This window comes from Rhodopseudomonas julia, assembly GCF_030813515.1.
GTDB lineage: Bacteria > Pseudomonadota > Alphaproteobacteria > Rhizobiales > Afifellaceae > Afifella > Afifella julia.
This window is the reverse complement of sequence record NZ_JAUSUK010000002.1, coordinates 894658-919423: the sequence shown is the minus strand read 5'-3', so window position 1 is coordinate 919423 and position 24766 is coordinate 894658. Positions and strand designations below refer to the sequence as shown.

The following is a 24766-nucleotide window of genomic DNA, read 5'->3' as shown; positions in this document are numbered from 1 at the left end:
CCATTGAAAAAAGCAATGTTGGCAAGCGTCGCTTTGAGCTTCGCAATGACGGGTGCGGCATGGGCCGACATCACCATCGCCACGGTCGGACCGATGACCGGCCAATACGCCTCTTTCGGCGAGCAGATGAAAGCTGGCGCCGAGCAGGCGGTGGAAGATATCAACGAGAAGGGCGGCGTTCTCGGAGAGAAGCTCGTTCTTGAAGTCGGCGACGACGCCTGCGACCCGAAGCAGGCTGTGGCCGTCGCCAACCAGATGGCCGGCAAGGGCGTGGTCTTCGTAGCGGGCCATTTCTGCTCGGGCTCGTCGATTCCGGCTTCCGCCGTCTACGCGGAAGAAGGCATCGTTCAGATCTCACCGGCTTCGACCAATCCGACCTTCACCGATGAGCGCCCGAACCCGGATGGCGGCACCTACCGCGTCTGCGGCCGCGACGACCAGCAGGGCAAGGTCGCCGGCGAATTCATCGCCGAGCACTATCCGGACAAGAAGGTCGCCGTCATCCACGACAAGACCGCATACGGCAAGGGTCTCGCCGACGAAACCAAGGCGTCGATGGAAGCGGCCGGTAAGAAGGCCGACATGTACGAGGCCTACACGGCCGGTGAAAAGGACTACACGGCCCTCGTTTCCAAGCTGAAGCAGGAAGGCATCGGCGTTCTCTATGTCGGCGGCTATCACACCGAAGCCGGCCTGATGGCGCGCCAGATGAAGGATCAGGGCATGGATGTGCAGCTGATCTCCGGCGACGCCCTCGTCACCGACGAATACTGGGCCATCACCGGCGATGCCGGCGAAGGCACGTTGATGACCTTCTCGCCCGATCCGCGAAAGAGCGAGACGGCCGCCCCGATCGTGAAGAAGCTGGAAGATGCCGGCAAGCCGACCGAGGGCTACGTGCTCTACACCTACGCCGCTATTCAGGCCTGGGCTGAAGCGACAGAAAAAGCCGGCGCGCCCGACTATGACGAAGTCAATGAAGCTTTGAACACCGGCACCTTCGACACGGTGCTGGGTGAACTTTCCTTCGACGACAAGGGCGACGTGTCGCTGCCGGGCTACGTCTTCTACGAATGGCACGACGGCACCTACGATTACCTCAACGCCGGCGACGAAAAAGCCACCGAAGAGAAGAAATCGTAAGCGCGTTAACCCGCTTTTTCGATCGGCCCCGGCGGTATCTCCGCCGGGGCTTTTCTTTTGCCTGCTGCTGCGTTTTGATCCGGCATGAATCGTTATCCGGTACCCTTTTCTGGAATGCCGGCAGGTCTGCGCATTGGCCACGCTTCCGATGAAACTCTGAAATCGGGCGTCACCGTTCTCCTGCCGGATGAACCTGCCGTGATGAGCGCGCATATCGGTGGCGGCGCGCCTGGAACGCGCGAGCTCGGACTTGCCGAACCGGAAGCCAGCGTCTCGGAAGTCGATGCCATCGTCTTGTCTGGTGGCTCCGCCTTCGGGCTCGCCGCGGCAGACGGGGCCATGTCTTTTCTTGCCGAAAATGGCCGCGGCTTCGAGGTGGCGGGGCTTCGCGTTCCGATCGTTCCCACAGCGATTTTGTTCGATCTCGCCAATGGCGGCGACAAAAGCTTTCTTCCGGCAAGAGAACGGGCCGCTGCGGCCAACCCCTACCCCGACTTGGCATATCGAGCCTGCAGTGCCGCCCAGGCCTCTACGCCAGCAGGAGCGGTGGAAGTGGGGACTCTCGGAGCCGGCACGGGTGCGACGACCGCCAACCTCAAAGGCGGTTTCGGCCATGCCGGGGAGCAACTCTCCTCGGGAGCCACCATCGCCGCCTTCGTCGCGGTCAACGCCGTGGGCGCCGTGACTTTCGGCGACGGCCCCCATTTCCGCGCCGCCCCGTTTGAGGTCGACCACGAATTCGGCGGCCTCGGTTTTCCTGCCACGGCGACGCCGGAGACCGCCGCGCGCATCACGAAATTCGATCAGGTGCCGGCCGCCAACACAACAATCGCCGTCATCGCGACAGATCAGCCTTTGACGAAGGCACAGGCGAAGCGCCTTGCTATCGTCGCACATGACGGATTTGCTCTGTCGATCTATCCGGCCCACACACCCTTCGACGGCGACACGGTCTTCGCATTGTCCACAGGCAAAGCTGAAACTGATCCGAACATGGAGCCCCTTTCCATGATGTTGGAGCTTTGTGCTGCCGCCCCAGCGGTTTTGGCACGAGCGGTCGCTCGCGCCGTCTATTGGGCGACAGAAACAGAAAGCGATCGTCTCCCGAACTGGAAAGGGCGTTTTGGCAATGCGGGATGAGCGGCCGGAAACCTGAAAATTAGCTTCCGCGGCGGGAGGAGAAAAAATGGTTCAGAGCCCCCAGGAGATTGAACTCGACCCAGGTGAGATCCGCATTCTGCGGATCATGCAACGTGATGCCTCGTTATCGGTGGCAGACATCGCGCGCGAAGCCGGGATGAGCCAGACGCCGGCCTGGCGGCGCATCAAGAGATTGAAAGAAGAAGGCATCATCCGCGCGGTGGTGGCGCTGGTGGAACGCAACGCAGTCGGGCTCGATTTCGTCGCCTACGCTTTCGTCAAACTCGGCGTGCCGAGCCGACAGAACATGGAGAAATTCGACAAGCTGGTGAATTCCTGGCCGGAGGTGCTCGTCTGCGAGCGGGTGACGGGTGCCGTCGACTATCTCCTCAAGATCGTTACGACCGACATCCACACCTATGATTGGTTCCTGCGCTCCAAGCTCCTCGACAACGAACTCGTCACCGATGTGCAGTCGCGCATTGTCGTCGCCACCGTGAAGGACACCCCGTCCCTGCCGATCAGGGAGGCGTAAGGGCGACCTCCGACATCTCCGCCCCCTTCTGCATTTTCATCAAAATCGAGGAACGAGAGGCCGATGAGGCAGACGCTGTCGCAACCGGGACCACGCAGGTCTTGGGAAGCGGCAGATATTCACCGCCCGCTTCTCTTGCATGGCTTTGATGTCGCCGGCAGTCACTTCGTCCAACGCGCTTTTGCGATCACCCGCTCGACGCGCGTTGGATTGGAAGACGGACGCACGCTCCCGAATGGTGACATTGCAGACAAAACGCCGAGCTGTCTCAAGGGTCGCGGAAAGCCCTCAAACTCTCTGACCGCTGCCCTCAAACCTCAGCGATGCAGCGGCACTCCGCCCCAAGACGGCGGATGAGGCTCCCGCCCCGCGTCCATTGGATCGCCAGCCAACCGGCCTCGCGGGCGGCTTCGACATTTGCGCGCATATCGTCCACCAGAACGGTGTCCCGGGCTGCCGTTCCGCTCAGCTTCAAAGCGGCGTCGAAAAAGGCCGGCTCGGGCTTTCTGGCACCAACCGCGGCCGAATAGACAATCCCGTCCACATGCTCGGCAAGGCGAAGGCGCTCCATCAGATGGCGGGCCCGCATATGCTCCTGGTTTGTCGCGAGAAACACGAGCATCCCATGGCGGCGCAGAGCGTCGGCCTCCGACAACAAGTCCTCGTCCAGAACGCTGTCGTTCGCAATCCAGTAATCGACGAAGTCCTGCGGTGCGAGCCAGGGCGCCACGGGCGGCAGACACCTCTCAAGCACATCCATAAGCTGCTTTTTGCCGACGATGACATCGGCCCAGTGGGGCTCGAAGAAGCAGGTCTCCAGGATCTCCGGCGTGACACCGAGATCGCGTTCAACGTTCTCGACCCAGGACTCCCCCTTCGGACGCCCGTGGACCAAAACGCCATCGACGTCGAGCATGAGACACGGCTTCACGCTTTTTCTCCTTCAAGCAGACGACCCGCTGCCGGCGCCTCCGCCTCTACCATCCCCTGTCGTTCCCGCAAGAATCGCAGCTTACATTTTCCCGTGCAGGCGCATTCTCGTCAGTTATCCGCCTGCCTTCATCCCTGTTGCGAGGCCGGAGGCGCCACCAGCGGCGCCGTTGCCGTTGCCCCAGCTCCATACCGTCATTAAACGGGAAGGCGATTGAAGGAGCCTTCCCATGATTCCGCGCTACGCACGCCCCGAAATGGTGGCGATCTGGTCGCCCGAGACGAAATTCCGCATCTGGTTCGAGATCGAGGCGCATGCCCTCTCAGCGATGGCCGAGATGGGACGTGTGCCCAAGGACGCGGCAGAAAAAGTCTGGGAAAAGGGCGGCGCCGCCACCTTCGATGTGGAACGCATCGACGAAATCGAGCGCGAGGTGAAGCACGACGTCATCGCCTTCCTCACGCATCTCTCGGAGATCGTCGGGCCAGAGGCGCGGTTCGTACACCAGGGGATGACCTCATCCGACGTTCTCGACACCTGTCTGTCGGTGCAGCTTGCGCGCGCCGCGGACCTCCTTCTCGCGGATCTCGACCGTCTGCTTGAGGCGCTGAAGACGCGCGCCTACGAGCACAAGGATACGCCGACGATCGGCCGCTCGCACGGCATCCATGCCGAGCCGACGACCTTCGGGCTGAAGCTCGCCCAGGCCTATGCGGAATTCGCCCGCAATCGCGAACGTCTCGTTGCCGCACGCGCGGAGATCGCTACCTGCGCCATTTCCGGGGCCGTCGGCACCTTTGCCAATATCGACCCGAAGGTGGAGGAATACGTCGCCGAGAAAATGGGGCTGAAGCCGGAGCCGGTGTCCACGCAGGTGATCCCGCGCGACCGCCACGCCGCCTTCTTCGCCATGCTCGCCGTCATCGCCTCCTCGGTGGAGCGCGTCGCGACTGAGGTCCGGCATCTGCAGCGCACTGAAGTGCTGGAGGCGGAGGAATATTTCTCGCCGGGGCAGAAGGGCTCTTCGGCGATGCCGCACAAGCGCAATCCGGTTCTGTCGGAAAATCTCACGGGTCTCGCCCGCATGGTGCGGGCCTTCTCCGTACCAGCCATGGAAAACGTGGCGCTCTGGCATGAGCGCGACATCTCGCACTCCTCGGTCGAACGCATGATCGGCCCCGACGCCACGATCACGCTCGATTTTGCTCTCGCCCGCCTCGCCGGCGTCATCGAGAAGCTCGTCGTCTATCCCGAGCGCATGCAGCAGAATCTCGACAAGCTTGCCGGCCTGCACAATTCGCAGCGCGTGATGCTAGCCCTCACCCAGGCCGGCATGTCGCGAGAAGATTCCTACCGCCTCGTCCAGAAGCACGCCATGAAGACATGGGAGCGCGGCGCCGACTTCCTGTCGGAGTTGAAGGCCGACCCGGAGGTGACTCAAAAGATTCCGGTTTCCGAGCTCGAGGCGATGTTCGATCTTGGCTACCACACCAAGCATGTCGACACGATCTTCGCCCGCGTCTTTGGCGCCAGCTGAGCTGCGCGACGCCCTCCCAAGCCTCACCGAGTCCCGAGCGCATGAAAGCCCGCGAAGCCGATATTCTGATCCACCCCGGCCTCTACGGTCCGAAGCCCGACAATTGGTATGCGCGTTGGGCGAGGCAGATCGGGACTGCGGAGATGATCGAGCAGGACTGGTCGCGACCCGACCGGTCCGATTGGACGGCCAATCTGATTGCCGCGGTGAAGCTCGCCAAACGACCGGTCGTGCTCGTCGGCCATTCCGCCGGCGCGCTCACCATCGTGCATGCGGCTGCGCATCTCTCTGGTACGGCGGTGCGCGCGGCCTTTCTGGTGACCCCGCCAGACTTTGATCTCTGCGGCGACGAGCTCCCGGAGGGGCGCACATTTCTCCCGGTTCCAAGAGAGCCAATGCCCTTCCCCACCCTGGTCGTCGCAAGCCGCAGCGATCCCTATTGCGCCTTCGAGACGTCGGAGGACTGGGCCGCTGCCTGGGGCGCTCTTTTCATCGACGGCGGCGATTCCGGGCATATGAACTCAGACTCCGGCCACGGGCCCTGGCCGGAGGGCCTGATGGTCTTCGCCCGCATGATGGGACAGCTCTGACGGCCTCCCGGTCGCAAAAACCGCGACCGGTCATTTTCTGGCAACCCGAAGCGGCGAAGCTCTGCGGACGAAACGACGCTGCGCCACCAGGGAGGCCGATATGCCCCTCCACGACCAGAAGCCTCGGCACAAAATCTCCTCGTCGGAGATCGACGACATTTATGCCTCGTCGGATTTAATCCGCGAGCTCCCAAAGATGCAGTTGCCTGAGGCCGAACACGATCCCCGCCACATCTATGCGGCGATCCACGACGAGCTCATGCTCGACGGCAATTCGCGCCAGAATCTCGCGACCTTCTGCACCACCTGGATGGAGCCTGAAGTCGCCCGTCTGATGGCGGAAACGGCCGACAAGAACATCATCGACAAGGACGAATACCCGCAGACGGCCGAAATCGAGGGCCGCTGCGTCCGCATGCTGGCCGATCTCTGGAACGCCCCGGACGGCGCCGCCGTCGGCTGCTCGACCACCGGTTCGAGCGAGGCGGCAATGCTTGCCGGCATGGCGATGAAGTGGCGCTGGCGTGAAAGGCGCCGGCAGGCCGGCAGGCCGACGGACCGACCCAACCTCGTCACCGGACCGGTGCAGGTCTGCTGGCACAAATTCGCCCGCTATTGGGATGTGGAGCTGCGCGAGATCCCGATGCAGGGCGATCGGCTGATCCTCTCCCCCGACGAGGTGATCAAGCGCTGCGACGAGAACACGATCGGCGTCGTTCCCACACTCGGCGTCACCTTTACGGGCCAGTATGAGGACGTTGCCGGCGTCTGTGCGGCACTCGACGCGTTGGAAGACGAAACCGGGCTCGATATTCCCGTGCATGTCGATGCGGCAAGCGGCGGCTTTCTCGCCCCCTTCGTGGTGCCTGGCCTCGCCTGGGACTTCCGCCTCGCGCGCGTAAAATCGATCAACGCCTCCGGCCACAAATTCGGGCTCTCGCCCCTGGGGGTCGGCTGGGCGCTTTGGCGCACGGCCGAAGATCTGCCGGAAGATCTCGTCTTCCGGGTCAACTATCTCGGCGGCGACATGCCCACCTTCGCGCTCAACTTCTCCAGGCCCGGCGGTGAGGTCATCTGCCAATATTACAACTTCCTGCGCCTCGGCCGCGAAGGCTACCGCCGCGTGCAGGAGGCGTGTTACGCCAATGCTGCGGCCCTTGCCGAGGCCATTGCTGGCTTCGGCCTCTTCGAGATGATCCACAAAGGCGGCACCGACGGCATCCCCGCCGTCTCCTGGTCGATGAAGCCCGGCCTCGAGCCTGGCTTCACGCTTTTCGATCTCGCCGATCGCCTGCGCACACGCGGCTGGCAGGTTCCAGCCTATTCCATGCCGCACGAGCGCGAAGACCTCGCTGTGCAGCGCATTCTCGTCCGCCATGGCTTCAGCGCCGATCTCGGCAGACTTCTCCTCCGCGACATCAAAGACGCGCTGGCGTTTTTCCAGAAGCATCCGGTTGCCGCTCCGATGACGGGGGCCGAGGCCGGTGGCTTCGACCACAGCGGACGCGCAACTTCTTAAGCCGCGAAAGTATTTTCACGCGCCGCATCAAATCAGGCGTCACACGTATGTAATCGCCGGCCGCTTAGTCCTAGAAGCGGCGACAACTTATGACGAAGATTGAGGATTTTCCCCTCGCAAACGGTCGCCGGAAAGGCAGAGCGATCGAATGGCGACAGAGATCCATACAAGCGAGCCGCAGACACGATTGCGCGACGAGCTTTCCTGGCTCAGCATCGTCTTTCTCGTCCTCCTTGTCGGCGTAACCGGGTATTTTCTCTTCTGGGCAAATGGCTACACGGACGGCCATCGCAGCACCGTCCTCGTCGCGGCCACCCTCTTCGGGGTTTTCATGGCCTTCAATATTGGCGGCAATGACGTCGCCAATTCGTTCGGCACCAGCGTCGGCGCCGGAACTTTGACCATCCGCCAGGCGCTCGCGGTCGCCGCGATCTTCGAAGTCAGCGGCGCCATCATCGCCGGCGGCGCCGTCACCGACACCATCCGCGATGGCATTGTCGAACTGGGCAATCTCGACGTCGCCCCTGCGGATTTCGTCTTCATCATGATGTCGGCCTTGATCGCCGCCGCACTCTGGCTGCTCTTCGCCACCACGCGCGGATTTCCCGTTTCGACCACGCATTCGATCGTGGGCGCCATCGTCGGCAGCTCGATCACGCTCGGTATCCTGATGAGCGGGCCGGAAGCTGCCTTTTCTCTCGTCCAATGGACGAAGGTCGGCCAGATCGTGGTCTCCTGGGTGCTCTCACCGCTTCTCGGCGGTGCCGTCGCCTATCTGCTCTTCTGGCAGATCAAGAAGCGCATTCTCTCATACAACGACACGATGAACGCCAAGCTCGATCAGATCCGCCAGGCGAAGATCGACCACAACAAGAAACACAAGGAAGCCTTCGAGCGTCTGTCGGAAATCCAGCAGCTCTCCTACACCCACGCCATGACGCGCGACATGAACGTCGTCACCGACAAGGATCTCGGCCCGGAGAACCTGGAGACCGACTATTACCGTGAGCTCCAGCGCATCAAACAACAGCGCGAACAGCTCCACCCCCACCGCGCGCTCGAAAAGCTGGTCCCGCCGATCGCATCTTTCGGCGCCATGGTGATCGCCGCGGTGCTTCTCTTGAAAGGCCTGGAGAATCTCCATCTCGGCCTCAGCCTCGTCGAAGACCTTCTGATCATCGCAATGGCCGGGATCGCCGTGTGGATGGCCGTTTTCGTCGTTGCCAGGCTTTTGAAAAGTCAGCCGCTCGGACGCGCGACTTTCCTCTTGTTCAGTTGGATGCAGGTCTTCACCGCCGCCGGCTTCGCCTTCAGCCACGGCTCCAACGACATCGCCAACGCCATTGGCCCCTTCGCCGCCATCCTCGACGTTTTGCGCAGCGGCTCGATCGAACAGAATGTGCCGGTGCCCACGATTGCCATGATCACGTTCGGCGTCGCTCTCGTGGCCGGCCTCTGGTTCATCGGCAAGCATGTCATTCAGACGGTCGGACACAATCTGACGACGATGCATCCGGCCTCCGGATTTTCCGCCGAGCTGTCGGCGTCCGCAGTCGTCCTGCTCGCCTCGATCTTCGGCCTGCCGGTGTCGAGCACGCATATCCTGATCGGCTCGGTCTTGGGCATTGGCCTCGTCAACCGTCAGACGAACTGGAAGCTCATGCGGCCGATCGCCTTTGCGTGGGTTGTCACCCTGCCGGCCGCCGGGATCCTCTCGGCGATCGGTTTCGTCATCCTGCGCCAGGTTCTTTAAGCCGGCTCGACGCCGAGGTAGAGCCGCCCGAAGGTCCCTTGAGAGCCTTTGAGTGGCGGGGGCGGCCGGCTTTAGCCCGCCTTCGCGCGCTCCAGAAGGGTTGCTGCTCCCAAAACCAGGCTTTCCGTATCGGATGCGGTCGCCACGAGCCGGTAACCCATCTGGCGGTAGCGCCCGGCACGTCCCGGATCTGCGGCAAAGATGGCAGCGAGCTTGCCGTTCTTCTCCGCGGCGGCTGCGATCGCCTCGATCGCCGGCATCATCTCCTTGAGGCCTGGATCGACCTGTGCCCCCTCACTCCAGGCGATTGAAAAATCGGCCGGACCGACGAAGACCCCGTCAATCCCGTCGACGTCCAGAATGTCGTTGAGACGGTCGAAGGCCTTGCGGGTTTCGATCATGGCGAAAGAGAGCGTCTCCCGATCCGCTGTCCGCATGAACGTCGAAACGTCTTCATGTCGGGAGAGCTGCACGGCACGATGCGGCCCCCACGAGCGCTCGCCGAGCGGAGGAAATTTCATCGCCGCCGCGAAGGCACGCGCATCTTCGACATCGTTGATCATCGGCGCGATCACCGCTGAAGCGCCCATATCGAGCGCGCGGCTCGCCATGTCGAAGCGGCCGACTGGGATGCGGACGATCGCGGGCTTGCCGGCGAGCGCCACTCCGGCAATTCCCCGCAGCACGCTTTCGGTCGAGTGAAAGCCGTGCTGCATATCGAGCGTGACCGCGTCGAAGCCGAGCCTTGCAAGCATCTCGGCCACGAGCGGATCAGGAAGCCCCGACCAGGCGGAAACGAGTTTCTCGCCCGCCCGCAGTCGCGCCGCGAGCGTCGGCTGCCTCCTGGCGTTATCGTCCTCGCTCAGCGTTTTGCCTCGATCTGCTCGGCCGCTTCCACCAGGAAACGGCGCATCAGCTGACGCAGCTCTTCATCGGAGCAGGCCACGCCGCCCGCCTCCAAATCGGCTTTCACCTTGCGGAAGACATCTTCTTCGCCAGGTTCGGCGAAATCTGCCCTCACCACCTCGCGAGCGTAAGCCTCCATATCTTCGCCACTTTTTCCGAGCTTTTCAGCAGCCCAGAGGCCAAGAAGACGGTTACGCCGCGCGATCGACTTGAACTTCAGCTCTTCGTCATACGCGAACTTATTCTCATAAGCGTTTTCGCGATCGTCGAATGTTGTCATAGCCGCTCACTCCCTCCCACGACTACGGCTCTGTTAGCGGGAGAGCATGCGCTCCGCAATGCCGCCAACCGCCGCCTCCAACACGACATTGTGCTTCCTCGAGCTTTCGGCTAGGTTCCGACAGCAAATGGCGGATCGCCGCTTCGGAGCCGACACTCGCCAGCCCATCTTTCCTCATCATGATCGTCAGACTGAAACCTATGAACCGTCGTCGCCGCATCTACGAAGGCAAGGCCAAGATCCTCTACGAGGGGCCGGAGCCGGGAACGCTCATTCAGCATTTCAAGGATGACGCGACCGCGTTCAACGCCAAGAAACATCAAATTGTTGATGGCAAGGGCGTTCTGAACAACCGCATCTCCGAGTACATCTTCAACAACCTCAATGACATGGGCATCCCGACCCATTTCATTCGACGCCTCAACATGCGCGAGCAGTTGATTCGCGAGGTGGAGATCATCCCGCTCGAGGTCGTTGTCCGGAACGTTGCCGCAGGCTCGCTTTCGAAGCGGCTTGGCATCGACGAAGGCACGCCGCTGCCGCGTTCGATCATCGAATTCTACTATAAGAACGATGAACTCGACGATCCGATGGTGTCGGAAGAACACATCACGGCCTTCGGCTGGGCGACTCCCCAGGAGATGGACGACATCATGTCGCTCGCGATTCGCGTGAACGACTTCCTGTCCGGCCTCTTCCTCGGCGTCGGCATCCGCCTCGTCGATTTCAAGATGGAATGCGGCCGCCTCTTCGAGAACGACATGATGCGCATCGTCGTCGCCGATGAGATCTCGCCCGATTCCTGCCGTCTGTGGGACATGAGCTCCAACGAGAAGCTCGACAAGGACCGCTTCCGCCGCGATCTCGGCGGCCTTCTGGAGGCGTATCAGGAAGTTGCTCGCCGGCTCGGCCTGTTGAACTCCAACGAGCGTGTCACCGGCACGGGCCCTGTCCTGGTTCAGTAGGCTCGGCACCGTCCGTGGGCCTCAAAAAGACATGTTGATCGCGCGGCGCGCGGGCTCGCCCCGGCGCCGCGTTTTTGTTTATTCAGACGGAGCCGACGCAGTCGGCAGCACCGCAGCATAGAGGGGCCGCCCGGCCGAGCCGGCGCGGAAGATGGCATGAAAGCCCGCATTTTCGTGACGCTGAAGGACGGCGTGTTGGACCCGCAGGGCCAGGCCATTCAGGGCGCGCTCGGCGCACTCGGCTTCTCCGGGGTCGAATCGGTGCGCCAAGGCAAGGTCATCGACATCGAGCTCGCACCGGAGGGCGCCTCCGAAGACCGCATCCGCGAGATGTGCGAGACGCTTCTCGCCAACACCGTGATCGAAGACTACCGCATCGAAATGCTGTGACGGTGAGATGATGTGACGACGAGAAAGCGGCGACCAGGCGCCGCAACCACCGTCACATACCTGCCGGGTTGAGCTGAGACATAGCGGGCGCCCGACGAGGAGTTGTCCCATGCCCTGCCTTATCCCTTACGAACCGCTCAACGCTCTCAAACCCGTTGCCGACAATGTGTGGATCGTCGACGGGCCAGAGATCGCCATGGGCTACGTCGTCGGCACGCTGCCGTTCACGACCCGCATGACCGTGATCCGGCTCGCAGACGGTGCCCTTCTTCTGCACTCCCCGACCCCGCTCAGCGAAGACCTCGTCGAAGCCCTCGCGGCTCTCGGAGAGGTCCGCTTCCTCGTCGCGCCGAACCGGCTGCATTATTGGTGGATCGGCGAATGGAAGGCCCGCTTCCCGAACGCGGTCGCCTACGCCGCTCCCGGCGTGCGCGAAGCCGCGAAAGACCGCTTTTCTGGCTTCGATGCCGAACTCTGCGAGGAAGCCCCGGCGGCATGGGCCGGTGAAGTCGAGCTGTTTCCGCTCATCGGCGGCTTCATGACAGAGCTCGAACTCTTCCATGTTCCGTCAAAGACGCTCGTTTTGACCGACATGATCGAAAACTTCGAGAAGGACCGCGTCACCTGCCGCCACCTGCCGCCGCTTCTGAAGATCGGCGGCGTGCTCGATCCCAACGGCTCCACGCCGCGCGACGTTCGCCTCACCTTTCTCGGTCACAAGAAAAAGCTGCGCCAGACCGTGAAAGAAATGCTGGAGCGCAAACCGGAACGGGTTCTTCTCGCCCATGGCCGATGCTATCTAGCGAATGCGGAGGCGGAGCTTCGTCGCGCCTTTCGCTGGCTTCTTTGACAAATCGGATAGACGCATGAAGGCCGCCATCATTCAGTTTCCCGGCACCAACCGCGAAGGCGACATGGCGGCGGCACTCCGCCTCGTCTCCGGGCGCGACGCCGATATCGTCTGGCACGGAGAGACGAGCCTGCCGGCCGGCGTGGACCTGATCGTGCTCCCCGGCGGCTTCTCCTTCGGCGATTATCTCCGCTCCGGCGCGATCGCCGCCCATTCTCCGGTGATGCGCGATGTGGCCAAGCGCGCCGAAGACGGCGTCATGGTGCTCGGCGTCTGCAACGGCTTTCAGGCCCTGTGTGAGGCCGGCCTTCTGCCCGGCGCTTTGATGCGCAACGCCTCGCTCAAATTCGTTTGCCGCGAGGTCAAGCTCAAGGTGACGAACACGGCGACCCCCTTCACGAGCCTCTACCGTCCCGGCCAGGTGATCCGCTGCCCCGTCGCCCATGCTGACGGCAACTATTTTGCCGACGCCGAGACGCTCGATCGGCTCGAAGCCGAGGAGCGCGTCGTGTTCCGCTATGCCGACGGCACCAATCCCAACGGCTCGCAGCGCGACATTGCCGGCATCACCAATGAGCGCCGCAACGTGCTTGGCATGATGCCCCATCCGGAAGATCTCGTGGAAGCCGCACATGGCGGCGACGATGGGCTCGCCCTTTTCAAGGGGCTCGTGGAAGGCCTGCAGGAGAAAGCCGCTTGAGCGGCACATCCGGCCGCAAGGCACTGCAAATCCGCCCCACCTTGCGCGGATTTGCCGGGATCGCCATTGCCGCGCTCGTCGCGGCTGGCTGCACCCAACCTCAAAAAGACTATTTGAGCTATTCGGCGAGCGACCGGCCTCTGGATGCCTCGACCCGCATCGCCCGCGCCATGGGGCAATGCTGGTTCGCAGGCGACGCGACCTTCACCTCCTACATCTATGCCCCGGAACTCAACTCCTATTCGGGACAGCCACGCATTCTCGTCCTGCCGAAGAACGAGCCCGGCGGATTGCCGCGGCTCGTCATCCAGGCGCAGGAGGAAGGCCGCGGCGCCGAGGTGAAACTCTTCGGTCCGCTCCTCGCCACCGAGGCGGCCCCGAGGATACGGGCCGACATCGCACGCTGGTCCGCCGGTTCCAGCGCCTGCACAGCTTGATTCGATATCTCAATCAAGACGCCGAAGCCTCTCAAAAGACTCTCGGTTTCCGCTGACGCGGCAGCGGGCGCCCGCCGAGCGGCGACGCACCTGCCAGGGCGCGAGCGCGAAGCCTAGACATCCCAGGGACGGCGAAGTCCCTCGCGATACGCATCGGCTCTTGAGACACCGATATCCTTCAACTGGTCGTCGGTCAGCGACAGGAGCGCCCGCCTCGTGCGCCGCCTCTGCATGATCAGCGCAAGCCGGCTCGACAGGCGCACCACAACAATTCGCATGCCCAGCTGCGCCTGATGAAAGCGGGAAAGCCTGACACTGGAAAATGTAGCAATTGAACCCATCGTTCGTCTCCATCGGTACGACTTGCGACAGGTAATGTTTTGATTGACCCCGCTGATTGGTGCAATATACAACATTGACACCATGACAAATTGGCTTCCCGATCTCTCCTCCGGCCAGGGGCCGCTTTATGTCCGCCTCGCCGATCAGCTCGAGCGGGCAATCGATGCGGGTCAGCTCCCCGCGGGCACAAGGCTGCCGCCGCAGCGCAATCTCGCCTACGACATCGGCGTGACCATCGGCACGGTGAGCCGCGCCTATTCCCTCGCCCGGGAGCGAGGCCTCGTGTCCGGTGAAGTCGGTCGTGGCACCTATGTGCAGGCCGCGCATGCGCGCCAGGCGCCTCTGCCGCCCACGATCACCTATGCCACCGGCGATCGGCCGGGGCCGGATGGTGCTCTCCGCTTCGATACAACGGCCGCACCGGAGAACGGCGCGGCAGCTGTGATGGCCCGGCTGACAGGCGAAATCTGCCGTGATCATCCGAACTCGGTCTCCAACTACATTCGCGACGTGCCGCAACGATGGGCCGAGGCAGGCGTCCACTGGCTGACGCGAGTCGACTGGGCGCCGTGCGCCGAAGATGTCGTACCGACATTCGGCGCCCATGCCGCCATCATGACCATCGTCGCCGCGGTGACGTCGCCGGGCGACCGCATCGCCTTCGAACCTCTCACTTACGCCTCGATCGCCCGCAGCATAGCGCTGCTCGGCCGGCGCCCGATCCAAGTGGCGGCCGATCGCGAAGGACCGATCTCGGAGGACCTTGAGCGCCTCTGCGCGCAGCAGCACCCGAAAATCCTCTTCGTCATGCCCGCCTTGCAGAACCCCACTCTCGCAATGATGGGCGAGACACGGCGGCGGGAGATCGCCGACATCGCCTATCGCCACCAGACCTACATCATCGAAGACGCGGTCTATGGGGTCCTGTCGCACGGGGGGCCGCCACCGATTGCATCGATTGCACCCGAGCGTGTCTTCTATGTGAGCAGCCTGTCGAAGGCCGTCGCGGCCGGCCTGCGCGGCGGCTTCGTCGCCTGCCCTCCGCATTTCGCCAATCGCATCAACATCGCCCACAAGATGCTGACTGGCGGAAAGCCGTTCTTGATGGCCGAGCTCGTCGCTCGGCTGATCGCCTCCGGCGAGGCTTTCGAGTTGATGGCGAAAACACAGGCAGAGATCGCGCGGCGGGTCGCCCTGGCGCGCGAGATTTTCTCAGGCCTCGACGTCTATCTGGACGATGTTTCCCCGTTCCTGTGGCTCAATCTTCCGGAGCCCTGGCTTTCCGGCACGTTCAAGAACGCCGCTCTGGGCGAGAACATCCGCATCGACGAGGAGGACGAGTACAAGCCGGTCCGCTCCGACACCTCTTTCCATGGCGTGCGCGTCGGTTTTACCACCGTGCCGGACATCGATCGCACGGCCGAGGGTTTCCGCACGCTCCGCCGCCTTCTCGATCAAGGCCCGGCCGCCTACGACAGCTACAATTGAAGCAGAGCCGTCGGCCCGGCGGGGCAGGCTCAGGCATAGCCAACCCAGCCGCGCCAGGTGAAGGCGGCGAAAAACAGACTGACACCCTGGAACCCGGCCGCACTGAGGATGCCGGCATCCTTCTCGGGATTGCAAAGGTCGAGACTGGCCGCCACCGCCGCACGAGCGTTTTCGGCATCGCCAGGATCAGCCCCCGAAGCCTTGGCATAGGCGGCGTAACGCGCCAGCCAGTGATGCCTCTCGCCTTCGCCCTGCGGGAAGCTCGAATGCGCGACAACCAGCGGCGCACCGGGCCGCAGACGTCGGCGGATCGCCTCTGCGGTCTGCTGGCGCGCCCGAGCATCGAGAAAATGCAGGGTCAAAAGGCAGGTCGCGCCATCGAAAGGACCCTCCGGCGCATCTTCGATCGTGCCGGTCACAAATTCGACCCGGGACGCGAGGGGGCCCAGCGTCCTTTCGGCGAGATCTAGCATCTGCTGTGCCGGGTCTACACCCACGAAGCTCCAGTCGGGATATGCCTTCGCCAGCGCCCTCGCCTCCAGGCCACCGCCAGCACCGAGGACGAGGATCTTGCCCCCTTGCCTGACGCGCTCGGCAAGGAGGATGCCCGCCATCCGGTGTAACGCATCGAGAGCCGGCACGAAGCGCCGCACGCCTTCCTCGTATTGGGCCATCGCCTGCGGATCGGAGAACCGCTCGAGAAAATGCCTCGAACCCGTCTCAGACGGCATGGCACACCTCCGCGTCCCTTTCGTCCTTCGGAAGGCCGGCATGGAATTCGGCTGAAAGCATCGCGAGCGTCACCGTATCAAGGCGGGCGAGGATAAGGGCCTCGGCGTCGCTCAGGGTCTGATCGAGAGCTGCGTTGACCGCCCTCTCGACGAGGCATGTCGATTCGTTGTTCCGATTGCCCATAGCGAAGAACGACGGGCGTCCAAGAGCCTCGTAGACATCGCGCAACGAGATCTCCTCGAGCCGACGGGCGAGCTCCCAGCCGCCGCGATGACCCTTCGTAGAGCGCACATAACCCTGCTCGCGCAGTCCCGCCATCACACGCCGGACAACCACCGGGTTCGTCGACATCGCTTTCGCCAGCACCTCGGAGGTGACCGGCCCCTCATGCTCCGCCATGTGCAGGAGCACATGCAAAACACCCGACAACCTGCTATCCAATATCATGTAACTTTTACAATTACATAACTTTCAAAATGTCAACGCACCCGCAGGCCACCGAGAATCGTCTCGGCCGCCATGCCTGCGGCGGGATCTGCCTGCGCCAGGACCTGCCCGCATGGGGATTTTTCGTAAGGAAGGGTGTGTCCGGCGCCGTCACGCGCTAAGACACGGCTGCCAGAAGCATCAGGCAGAGACATGCATCCACAGAACGCGCCCGAGATCACCGAAGACCTCATTGCCGCCCACGGGCTCAAGCCCGACGAATACGAGCGGATCCTGGAACTGATCGGGCGCACGCCGACGATCACCGAGCTCGGCATCTTCTCGGCCATGTGGAACGAGCATTGTTCCTACAAGAGCTCGAAGAAGTGGCTGAAGACGCTGCCGACGAGCGGACCGCAGGTCGTCTGCGGCCCTGGCGAAAACGCCGGCATCGTCGATATCGGCGATGGCCTCGTCGCCGTCTTCAAGATGGAGAGCCACAACCACCCCTCTTATATCGAGCCCTATCAGGGCGCGGCGACGGGCGTCGGCGGCATCCTGCGCGACGTCTTCACCATGGGCGCACGGCCCGTGGCGGCGATGAACGCGTTGCGCTTCGGCGAACCGGACCATGAAAAGACGCGCCACGTCGTGGCGGGCGTCGTCGCCGGCGTCGGTGGCTACGGCAATTCCTTCGGCGTGCCGACTGTCGGCGGCGAGGTGAATTTCCATCCGCGCTACAACGGCAATTGCCTCGTCAACGCCTTTGCGCTCGGCATCGCCAAGAAGGACGCGATCTTCTATTCCAAGGCGGAGGGCGTCGGCCTTCCCGTCGTTTATCTCGGCGCCAAAACCGGACGCGACGGCGTCGGCGGCGCCTCGATGGCATCCGCCGAATTCGGCGAAGAGACGCAGTCGAAACGCCCGACCGTTCAGGTCGGCGATCCCTTCACCGAGAAGCGGCTTCTGGAAGCCTGCCTGGAACTGATGACGACGGGCGCCGTCGTTGCCATCCAGGATATGGGCGCGGCCGGCCTCACCTGTTCCGCCGTCGAAATGGGCGCGAAAGGCGACCTCGGCATCCGTCTCGACCTCGACAAGGTGCCGACCCGCGAACGCGCCATGACGGCCTATGAGATGATGCTGTCGGAAAGCCAGGAGCGCATGCTGATGGTGCTGCGCCCCGACAAGCGCGATGCGGCCGAGGCGGTCTTCAAGAAATGGGGCCTCGACTTCGCCGAGGTCGGCGCAACCACCGATGATCTGCGCTTCCGTGTGTCGCGCTATGACGAGGAAGTGGCGGACCTGCCGATCAAGGATCTGGGCGACGAAGCGCCGGAATACGACCGTCCCTGGGTGGAGCCGGCCAAAGCCGCGCCGCTTGATCTCGGCTCCCTTCCCGCTCCCGGCGATCTCGGCCTCGCCCTCATCCAGATGATGGGCACACCGGATCTCTCATCGAAACGCTGGGTGTTTGAACAATACGACCACCTCGTTCAGGGCAACACGGTCGTGCGTCCAGGCGGCGACGCTGCCGTCATCCGCATCGACCGAAGCTTCGGCGCGACAGGCGACAAGGCGCTCGCCCTCTCCTCCGACGTGACGCCCCGCTATGTGGAGGCCGATCCCTTCGAGGGCGGCAAGCAGGCGGTCGCCGAATGCTGGCGCAACATCACGGCCGTCGGCGCGACGCCTCTCGCCGTCACCGACAATCTTAATTTCGGCAATCCGGAAAAGCCGGAGATCATGGGCGTCTTCGTCAAGGCGCTGCAGGGGCTGGGCGAGGCGTGCAAGGCGCTTTCCTTCCCGATCGTCTCCGGCAATGTCTCGCTCTACAACGAGACCTCCGGTCAGGCGATCCTGCCAACCCCGACGATCGCCGGTATCGGCCTACTCGATGACTGGAAGAAGGCGGCCACCATCTCGTTCAAGCAAGAGGGTGATCTCATCCTCCTCATCGGGGCGGACGCCGAAAGCTGGGGCTCAGAACTCGGCCAGTCCGTCTATCTGCGAGAAATTTTCGGCCGCGAGGAAGGTGCCCCGCCGCGCGTCGATCTCGCGAGGGAGATAAAGCACGGCGACTTCGTCCGCGGCCTCATTCACAACGGCCACGTCACTGCCGTGCACGATTGCTCCGATGGCGGGCTTGCCGTGGCGCTTGCCGAGATGGCGCTCGCCGGCAATCTCGGAGCCGAGATCGAGGAAGCGCCCGGGCGTGCCGACAGCGCTCTCTTCGGAGAAGATCAGGCTCGCTATGTCGTGACGCTTGAGCCGCAAGAGGCGGAAAGAGTTTTGCAGGCGGCAGCCGAGGCAGGCGTACCGGCTGTTCAGATCGGCAAAGTGACGGGCGATGCACTCACGTTCCGCAATGCCGGCTCGGCCGCCATCGCGGCGCTGCGAGAAGCTTTCGAGGGCTGGTTTCCCAAATACATGGCGGGGGCTTGAACGGCCCCTTCCCCATTCGAAAGGCCAGATTGACCTTTCCCGGTCGCCGGATTGACCTTTGAGGGTCGATTGACCACATTCGGCGCATACGCACGAGGAGCAACCACGAATGCCGATGAATGCAGGGGAGATCGAGCGTCTGATACGCGAAGCGTTTCCCGATGCGAGTGTGACGATCAGGGATCTTGCCGGCGACGGCGACCACTTCGCCGCAGAGGTTGTGTCCGAAAGCTTTCGCGGCAAGAGCCGCGTTCAGCAGCATCAGATGGTCTATGAGGCGCTCAAGGGCGATATGGGCGGCAAGTTGCACGCCCTCGCCCTGCAGACCAGCATCCCGGAATAACCGACGAGACTGCGTGGCCGCGCCCGCAGTCTGGAGGACCAGCGATCATGTCAGCGATCAACGAATGGATCGATAGCCAGGTGAAGTCCAACGATGTCGTCTTGTTCATGAAAGGCACGCCGACCTTTCCGCAATGCGGCTTCTCGGGCCAGACCGTACAGATCCTCGATTATCTCGGAGTCGCCTATCAGGGCATCAATGTCCTGGAATCCGACGATTTGCGCCAGGGTATCAAGGACTACACCAACTGGCCGACCATCCCGCAGCTTTACGTGAAGGGCGAGTTCGTCGGCGGAGCCGATATCATCCGCGAGATGTTCCAGGCCGGCGAGCTGCAGAGCCTGATGGAAGAAAAAGGCGTCGCCAAAGCGGCTTGAGGGCAAGCGGAGCTCGCGCGCGTCTACATCGCCGCTCAGCAATGCCTGACGGGAGTTGCAGCTGCCAGGCTCCTGAGACCGGGCTACGCATTATCCCATTTGCGAAGACCGAGCCGGCGGAAAGCCGGCTCTTTCATTTTGAGGCGACCCTCTTCCGTCCAGAGCGAAAGGCACACGGCTCGTACCCGTGACCTTGCAGGGGTTCGCCGCGGGCCCTAGAACCCAGTCTCCCAACAATTCTGCCGCACTCATTCCGCGCGGGACCGTGTCCTGTCCGGGGAGACCGTTCCAATGCCTTCCTCCACGCCCGCCGCCTCTCGGCTGACAATCCCCTATGTCGAGTTCGTCGCCCTCGCCGCCTCGATGATGGCGCTCAACGCCATGGCGATCGACATCATTTTGCCGGCACTCGACAACATCGCAGGCAGTTTTTCGATCGAAGATCAGAACTCCCGGCAATTCGTCGTCACGGCCTTCGTGGTGGGCTTTGGCATCGCCCAGCTCGTCTTCGGGCCGCTTGCCGACCGTTTCGGCCGCCGCCCGATCCTCCTCGCCGGCCTCGTGATCTATGTCGCGGGGGGAACGGCCTCGGCACTCGCGCCGGATTTCGGCATTCTTCTCGCCTGCCGGATGTTCCAGGGGATAGGCGCAGCCGCAACCCGCGTCGTCGCAATCTCAGTCGTTCGCGACACCTTCGGCGGGCGGCAGATGGCGAGCCTCATGTCCCTCGTCATGATGGTCTTCATGGCCGTGCCGATCTTTGCCCCGACGATGGGGCAACTCGTGCTCTTCGTCGCAAGCTGGCACTGGATCTTGTTCGCCACGGCAATCTTCGGCGCAATCGTGCTGCTGTGGTCCGGGAAACGCCTGCCGGAAACGCTTGCCGAAGAGAACCGCCGCCCCCTCAACGGACGCAAGGTCATCGAGGCCTTCCGCATCGTGCTCACCAACCGGCAGGCTTTCGGCTATGCTTTTGCGACTGCTCTCGCCTTTGGCGGGCTGTTCTCGTACCTCAATTCGTCGCAGCAGATCTTTGTCGAGGTCTTTGGGCTAGGCCCCTGGTTTCCCGTGGCTTTTTCCGGAAGCGCCGTCCTGATCGCGGGCGCCTCTTTCGCCAATTCCCGCCTCGTAGGCCGCTTCGGCATGCGCCGTCTGGCTCACACGGCGCTGATCAGCTTCTGCGCCCTGAGCTTCGTTACGGCCATCCTGTCGCTCGTCTATGCTGGACCGATGCCGTTCTGGCTGTTTTTCCCGCTGATCAGCGCAGCCTTCTTTTTCTTCGGCTTCGTCGGCACCAATTTCAACGCACTCGCCATGGAGCCTCTCGGCCATGTCGCCGGAACGGCCTCTTCGGTCCTCGGCTTCATGCAGACCTTCGGCGGCGGTTTTTTCGGCGCGTTCGTCGGCTACCTTTACGATGGCAGCGTCACGCCCTTCGCCTTCGGTCTCACCATTCTGTCAGGCCTTGCGATCGCAACCGTGCTCATCGCCGAGCATGGCGTCCTGTTTCGCCAGCGCTATGGGTGATCTATCCCACAGAAAAAGCAAGCGCATGGCAAGACGCGGCCACGCCCTGAGCGCAGGAAACGCAGCTCAATTATAGGGCGGCAAAATCGAAGCGGGTCGGATCGTGCAGATGCGAGGGGCGCAGATGCGCCAGCGCTCGCAGCATGTTCGCCTTGGTCCCGGGTCGCTCGCGCTCCCATTCCGACAGGATGTCCTTCACCCGCTGACGCTCAAGCCCGTCCTGGGATCCGCAGAGATTGCACGGGATGATCGGAGCTTCGAGGCCCGCAGCGAAACGCTCCAGATCCGCCTCGGCAGAGCGAATAAGTGGCCGCAGCACCAGGAGATCGCCCGCATCGTTCTTGAGCTTCGGTGGCATCGAGGAAAGCCGGCCGCCGTTGAGCATGTTCATCACGAAGGTCTCGAGCGCATCTTCGCGATGATGGCCGAGAACGACCGCCTGGCAGCGTTCCTCGCGCGCGATCCGGTAAAGATGACCGCGTCTGAGGCGTGAGCACAGCGCGCACATCGTCTGCCCCGGGGCGATCTTCTCCGTCACCACCGAATAGGTGTCGCGGCGCTCGATACGATGCGGGATCTCGTTCCGCCTGAAATAATCGGGCAGGATTTCCGCCGGAAAACCAGGCTGCGCCTGATCGAGATTGCAGGCGAGAAGATCGACCGGCAAAAGACCGCGCCATTTGAGGTCGAGAAGCACGGCAAGGAGCGCATGCGAATCTTTGCCGCCTGATACGCAGACGAGCCACCTCGCCCCCTCTTCGACCATCCCGTAAGCGGAAAGTGTCTCGCGCACTTCGCGCAGCAGCCTTTTGCGCAGCTTCTTAAAGGCGACACTGCCCGGCGCATTGCGAAACAGCGGATGCGTCGCCTCTGAGGCCTCATCGGGCTCGGGCGCAGGCACCGCCTCTTCCAGCAATTCGTCAATATCGTCCAGAACCTCGGTCATCGCCGCACCTTCACCGAAGCCGCCCGCTCGCTCAAGCCCATGGATACAAAAAGGGCCGCCCGAAGGCGGCCCTTGAAAAGCATTGTGATCGCAACCGTTTACTGGCGCGAATAGTACTCGACCACGAGGTTCGGCTCCATCGTCACCGGATACGGCACTTCGGAGAAGGCCGGCACGCGGGTGAAGGTCGCCGTCATCTTGTTGTGGTCGGCATCGATGTAATCCGGCACGTCACGCTCGGCGAGGTCGGTTGCCTCGAGCACGACGGCGATCTGCTTGGAGCGCTCGCGCACTTCGATCACATCGCCCGGCTTGCAGCGATAGCTCGGGATGTTGACCTTCTGGCCGTTGACGCGGACATGACCGTGATTGACGAACTGGCGCGCCGCAAAGACCGTCGCCACGAACTTCGCACGATAGACGATCGCGTCGAGACGGCTCTCCAGGAGGCCGATCAGCTTCTCCGAGGTGTCGCCCTTCAGGCGCGCGGCCTCGTCGTAAATCTTGCGGAACTGCTTCTCGCGGATCTCGCCGTAATAGCCCTTTAGCTTCTGCTTGGCGCGCAGCTGCACACCGAAGTCCGAAAGCTTCGACTTGCGGCGCTGGCCGTGCTGGCCCGGGCCGTATTCACGCTTGTTGACCGGGCTCTTCGGGCGACCCCAGATGTTTTCGCCCATGCGGCGATCAAGTTTGTACTTGGCGCTATGGCGCTTGCTCATGACGCTATCGTCCTTACCGTTTCGGTTGTCGAAACGCGCCCTCCTCTGCCGCCCATCCCGCGAATGCGGAAGAACGACTGACAGGGGTCCGGCGAAGCGCTCGCCGAAATTCCGATCCGAACATAAGTTGGCGGAAGTTACCCCACGGGTGCGGGCCCCGCGCGCTGAAAGCGCCGAGCCGCGGCTCACTTATGGGTTTTATCGCTCCGTGTCAAACACGAACCGCAGCCGAGACCCTTCCGGCGCTCTTCATCGTCGTTTCATCTCGCCGTCAACGGCCTGCAACGAAAGCTGTCTTCATGGAAGCCGAACCTGGCGCGCCCAGGCGCCCCGAAATGAAAGGCCCTTTTGATGATGCGCACACTCCTTCTGGTGGCCACCGCTTCCGCCGCCCTTCTGAGCCACGCGAATGCGCAGGAGAAGGCATTCCCGGCGAAGCTCGAGGCTCATGCCGTGCTGCCGGCGGCAACCTTCGTCGAGCCGCCGAAGGACGCTCCGGCGAGCCTCGCCACCTCCGCAAAGTTTACCTCCTCCGATTACCATCGCGCCGAAGACACAAAAGTCGCAGGCAGGGACGGGGCGCGTGCGACCGGCCTCGACATGCCGTTCGACGGCCAGCCGATCCAGGGTTTTTCGGGCATCAAGAAGATGGATGACGGCACCTTCTGGTCGCTCTCCGACAACGGCTTCGGCTCCAAGATCAATTCCGCCGACGCAGCCTTGATGATCCATCACCTGTCGTTCGACTGGGACGCGAACAAAGTGAACCGCCTCGACACCGTCTTTCTGTCCGATCCGAACGAGGTAGCGCCCTTCCCGATCGTCAACGAAGGCTCGCAAAGCCGCTATCTGACCGGCGCCGATTTCGACGTCGAATCGATCCAGCCAGTCGATGACGGCTTCTGGATCGGCGAGGAATTCGGACCCTATCTCCTCAAGTTCAATCAGAACGGAGAACTCGAAACGCTCGTCGAGACGAAAATCGGCGACAAGCCGGTCACCTCGCCGGACAATCCCTTCCTGCGCCTGCCGGGCAATCCGGCGACCGAAATGCCCGCCTTCAATCTGAAGCGTTCCGGCGGTTACGAGGGTCTCGCCTCCGCCCCCGACAAGTCGAAGCTCTACGGCCTTCTGGAAGGTCCGATCTATGTCGACGGCGAAGTCGAAAAGGTCGACGGCCATCCAGCGCTGCGCATCATCGAATTCGATGTGGCCAAGGGCGCATGGACCGGCCGCTCCTGGCTCTATCCGCTGGCTGAGGGCGGCGAGGCGATCGGCGACTTCAACATGATCGACGACACGCACGGCCTCGTCATCGAGCGCGACAACGGCGCCGGTTCAGCCGACGAAGCCTGTGACGATCCGAAGTCGACGGCAACCGATTGCTTCGCCAAGCCGGCCAGGCTGAAGCGGATCTACAAGATTGAAATGACCGACGAGATGGAAGGCGGACCGGTCCGCAAGATCGGCTACATCGACCTTCTCAAGATCGACGACACCGATGGCAAGAAGGTGCAAGGCGGCGGCGAAGGCTATTACGACATGCCCTTCGTGACGATCGAGGATGTCGACATCGTCGACCCGACGCATATCGTCGTCGGCAACGACAACAACCTGCCCTTCTCGGCAGGCCGGTCCCTCGACAAGGCCGACGACAACGAATTCGTGCTCTTGGAGGTCGGCGACTTCCTCAAAGCCGAATAGTCTCCCGTTAAAGCCGAGCGATCGGCATCGCCGGCGCGTCC

General features: G+C 62.8%; 26 protein-coding genes. 18 read left to right on the top strand and 8 right to left on the bottom strand.

Annotation, left to right across the window (positions count from 1 at the left end):
* Positions 1-3 precede the first annotated feature (3 nt).
* The 3 genes from J2R99_RS13520 (at position 4) to J2R99_RS13510 (ending at position 2818) form a co-directional block, all read left to right on the top strand.
* Positions 4-1143, top strand: a complete 1140-nt coding sequence (locus J2R99_RS13520) for a branched-chain amino acid ABC transporter substrate-binding protein (protein WP_307154963.1) — start codon at positions 4-6, stop codon at positions 1141-1143.
* 84 nt (positions 1144-1227) lie between these two features.
* A complete protein-coding gene (locus tag J2R99_RS13515) occupies positions 1228-2283 on the top strand; it encodes a P1 family peptidase (protein ID WP_307154962.1) in 1056 nt (351 codons plus the stop codon).
* Positions 2284-2329: 46 nt separating this feature from the next.
* The gene (locus J2R99_RS13510; protein WP_307154961.1) at positions 2330-2818 is read left to right on the top strand and encodes an Lrp/AsnC family transcriptional regulator; all 489 of its coding nucleotides are present in this window, start codon (positions 2330-2332) and stop codon (positions 2816-2818) included.
* Positions 2819-3128: 310 nt separating this feature from the next.
* Here the strand turns inward: J2R99_RS13510 and J2R99_RS13505 are convergent, their stop codons facing one another.
* Complete coding sequence (locus tag J2R99_RS13505) at positions 3129-3749, bottom strand: HAD-IA family hydrolase (RefSeq protein WP_307154960.1); 621 nt, start codon at positions 3747-3749, stop codon at positions 3129-3131.
* A gap of 229 nt (positions 3750-3978) precedes the next feature.
* On the opposite strand from J2R99_RS13505, the gene purB reads away from it, so the two are divergent.
* From purB to J2R99_RS13485, 4 genes are all read left to right on the top strand, one after another.
* Entirely contained in the window at positions 3979-5286 is a 1308-nt protein-coding gene (gene purB, locus J2R99_RS13500; protein WP_307154959.1) for an adenylosuccinate lyase, read from the top strand.
* Between the two features lie 41 nt (positions 5287-5327).
* Positions 5328-5876: an RBBP9/YdeN family alpha/beta hydrolase gene (locus J2R99_RS13495; protein ID WP_307154958.1), complete on the top strand. Its 549-nt coding sequence runs from the start codon at positions 5328-5330 to the stop codon at positions 5874-5876.
* Positions 5877-5976: 100 nt separating this feature from the next.
* Positions 5977-7395, top strand: a complete 1419-nt coding sequence (gene gad / locus J2R99_RS13490; RefSeq protein WP_307154957.1) for a glutamate decarboxylase — start codon at positions 5977-5979, stop codon at positions 7393-7395.
* Positions 7396-7543: 148 nt separating this feature from the next.
* Positions 7544-9148, top strand: a complete 1605-nt coding sequence (locus J2R99_RS13485) for an inorganic phosphate transporter (protein WP_307154956.1) — start codon at positions 7544-7546, stop codon at positions 9146-9148.
* A 71-nt stretch (positions 9149-9219) separates the two neighbouring features.
* Here J2R99_RS13485 and J2R99_RS13480 read toward each other — a convergent pair whose 3' ends face one another.
* The gene (locus tag J2R99_RS13480) at positions 9220-10014 is read right to left on the bottom strand and encodes an HpcH/HpaI aldolase family protein (protein WP_307155715.1); all 795 of its coding nucleotides are present in this window, start codon (positions 10012-10014) and stop codon (positions 9220-9222) included.
* The gene (locus tag J2R99_RS13475; protein WP_307154955.1) at positions 10011-10334 is read right to left on the bottom strand and encodes a DUF1476 domain-containing protein; all 324 of its coding nucleotides are present in this window, start codon (positions 10332-10334) and stop codon (positions 10011-10013) included. Before J2R99_RS13475 ends, J2R99_RS13480 begins: the two co-directional genes overlap by 4 nt.
* 200 nt (positions 10335-10534) lie before the next feature.
* On the opposite strand from J2R99_RS13475, the gene purC reads away from it, so the two are divergent.
* The 5 genes from purC to J2R99_RS13450 all read left to right on the top strand — a co-directional run bounded on the left by purC (position 10535) and on the right by J2R99_RS13450 (position 13676).
* Positions 10535-11299 carry a phosphoribosylaminoimidazolesuccinocarboxamide synthase gene (gene purC, locus J2R99_RS13470; protein WP_128291678.1) on the top strand — a complete coding sequence of 255 codons (765 nt, stop codon included), beginning with the start codon at positions 10535-10537 and terminating at the stop codon, positions 11297-11299.
* A 156-nt stretch (positions 11300-11455) separates the two neighbouring features.
* Positions 11456-11689 carry a phosphoribosylformylglycinamidine synthase subunit PurS gene (gene purS / locus J2R99_RS13465; RefSeq protein WP_307154954.1) on the top strand — a complete coding sequence of 78 codons (234 nt, stop codon included), beginning with the start codon at positions 11456-11458 and terminating at the stop codon, positions 11687-11689.
* Positions 11690-11798: 109 nt separating this feature from the next.
* Positions 11799-12539 (top strand): DUF4336 domain-containing protein, encoded by a 741-nt coding sequence (locus J2R99_RS13460; RefSeq protein ID WP_307154953.1) that lies wholly within the window; start codon positions 11799-11801, stop codon positions 12537-12539.
* A gap of 16 nt (positions 12540-12555) precedes the next feature.
* Entirely contained in the window at positions 12556-13239 is a 684-nt protein-coding gene (gene purQ / locus J2R99_RS13455) for a phosphoribosylformylglycinamidine synthase subunit PurQ (RefSeq protein ID WP_307154952.1), read from the top strand.
* Positions 13236-13676 carry a hypothetical protein gene (locus J2R99_RS13450; protein WP_307154951.1) on the top strand — a complete coding sequence of 147 codons (441 nt, stop codon included), beginning with the start codon at positions 13236-13238 and terminating at the stop codon, positions 13674-13676. The genes purQ and J2R99_RS13450 overlap by 4 nt, the downstream gene beginning before the upstream one ends.
* Positions 13677-13789: 113 nt before the next feature.
* Here the strand turns inward: J2R99_RS13450 and J2R99_RS13445 are convergent, their stop codons facing one another.
* Positions 13790-14017, bottom strand: coding sequence for a DUF1127 domain-containing protein (locus J2R99_RS13445; RefSeq protein WP_307154950.1), 228 nt, complete (start codon positions 14015-14017; stop codon positions 13790-13792).
* Positions 14018-14099: 82 nt separating this feature from the next.
* Here J2R99_RS13445 and J2R99_RS13440 point away from each other — a divergent pair, with 82 nt between their 5' ends.
* Positions 14100-15506 (top strand): aminotransferase-like domain-containing protein, encoded by a 1407-nt coding sequence (locus tag J2R99_RS13440; RefSeq protein ID WP_307154949.1) that lies wholly within the window; start codon positions 14100-14102, stop codon positions 15504-15506.
* A 29-nt stretch (positions 15507-15535) separates the two neighbouring features.
* On the opposite strand, the gene J2R99_RS13435 is transcribed toward J2R99_RS13440, so the two are convergent.
* Positions 15536-16237 carry a class I SAM-dependent methyltransferase gene (locus tag J2R99_RS13435; protein WP_307154947.1) on the bottom strand — a complete coding sequence of 234 codons (702 nt, stop codon included), beginning with the start codon at positions 16235-16237 and terminating at the stop codon, positions 15536-15538.
* On the bottom strand, positions 16227-16685 hold the full coding sequence (locus J2R99_RS13430) for an Rrf2 family transcriptional regulator (RefSeq protein ID WP_307154946.1): 459 nt from the start codon (positions 16683-16685) through the stop codon (positions 16227-16229). Before J2R99_RS13430 ends, J2R99_RS13435 begins: the two co-directional genes overlap by 11 nt.
* A gap of 192 nt (positions 16686-16877) precedes the next feature.
* Between J2R99_RS13430 and purL the strand changes: the two genes are divergently transcribed.
* The 4 genes from purL to J2R99_RS13410 all read left to right on the top strand — a co-directional run bounded on the left by purL (position 16878) and on the right by J2R99_RS13410 (position 21356).
* Positions 16878-19109, top strand: coding sequence for a phosphoribosylformylglycinamidine synthase subunit PurL (gene purL, locus J2R99_RS13425; RefSeq protein ID WP_307154945.1), 2232 nt, complete (start codon positions 16878-16880; stop codon positions 19107-19109).
* Between the two features lie 109 nt (positions 19110-19218).
* Complete coding sequence (locus J2R99_RS13420) at positions 19219-19452, top strand: BolA family protein (protein WP_092816322.1); 234 nt, start codon at positions 19219-19221, stop codon at positions 19450-19452.
* 47 nt (positions 19453-19499) lie between these two features.
* On the top strand, positions 19500-19829 hold the full coding sequence (gene grxD, locus J2R99_RS13415) for a Grx4 family monothiol glutaredoxin (RefSeq protein ID WP_092816324.1): 330 nt from the start codon (positions 19500-19502) through the stop codon (positions 19827-19829).
* A gap of 291 nt (positions 19830-20120) precedes the next feature.
* Positions 20121-21356 carry a multidrug effflux MFS transporter gene (locus J2R99_RS13410; protein WP_307154944.1) on the top strand — a complete coding sequence of 412 codons (1236 nt, stop codon included), beginning with the start codon at positions 20121-20123 and terminating at the stop codon, positions 21354-21356.
* A 70-nt stretch (positions 21357-21426) separates the two neighbouring features.
* On the opposite strand, the gene ttcA is transcribed toward J2R99_RS13410, so the two are convergent.
* Complete coding sequence (gene ttcA / locus J2R99_RS13405) at positions 21427-22302, bottom strand: tRNA 2-thiocytidine(32) synthetase TtcA (RefSeq protein ID WP_307154943.1); 876 nt, start codon at positions 22300-22302, stop codon at positions 21427-21429.
* A 98-nt stretch (positions 22303-22400) separates the two neighbouring features.
* Positions 22401-23021, bottom strand: a complete 621-nt coding sequence (gene rpsD / locus J2R99_RS13400; protein WP_307154942.1) for a 30S ribosomal protein S4 — start codon at positions 23019-23021, stop codon at positions 22401-22403.
* A gap of 351 nt (positions 23022-23372) precedes the next feature.
* Between rpsD and J2R99_RS13395 the strand changes: the two genes are divergently transcribed.
* Positions 23373-24725, top strand: coding sequence for an esterase-like activity of phytase family protein (locus J2R99_RS13395; RefSeq protein WP_370872370.1), 1353 nt, complete (start codon positions 23373-23375; stop codon positions 24723-24725).
* The last annotated feature ends 41 nt before the right edge of the window (positions 24726-24766 follow it).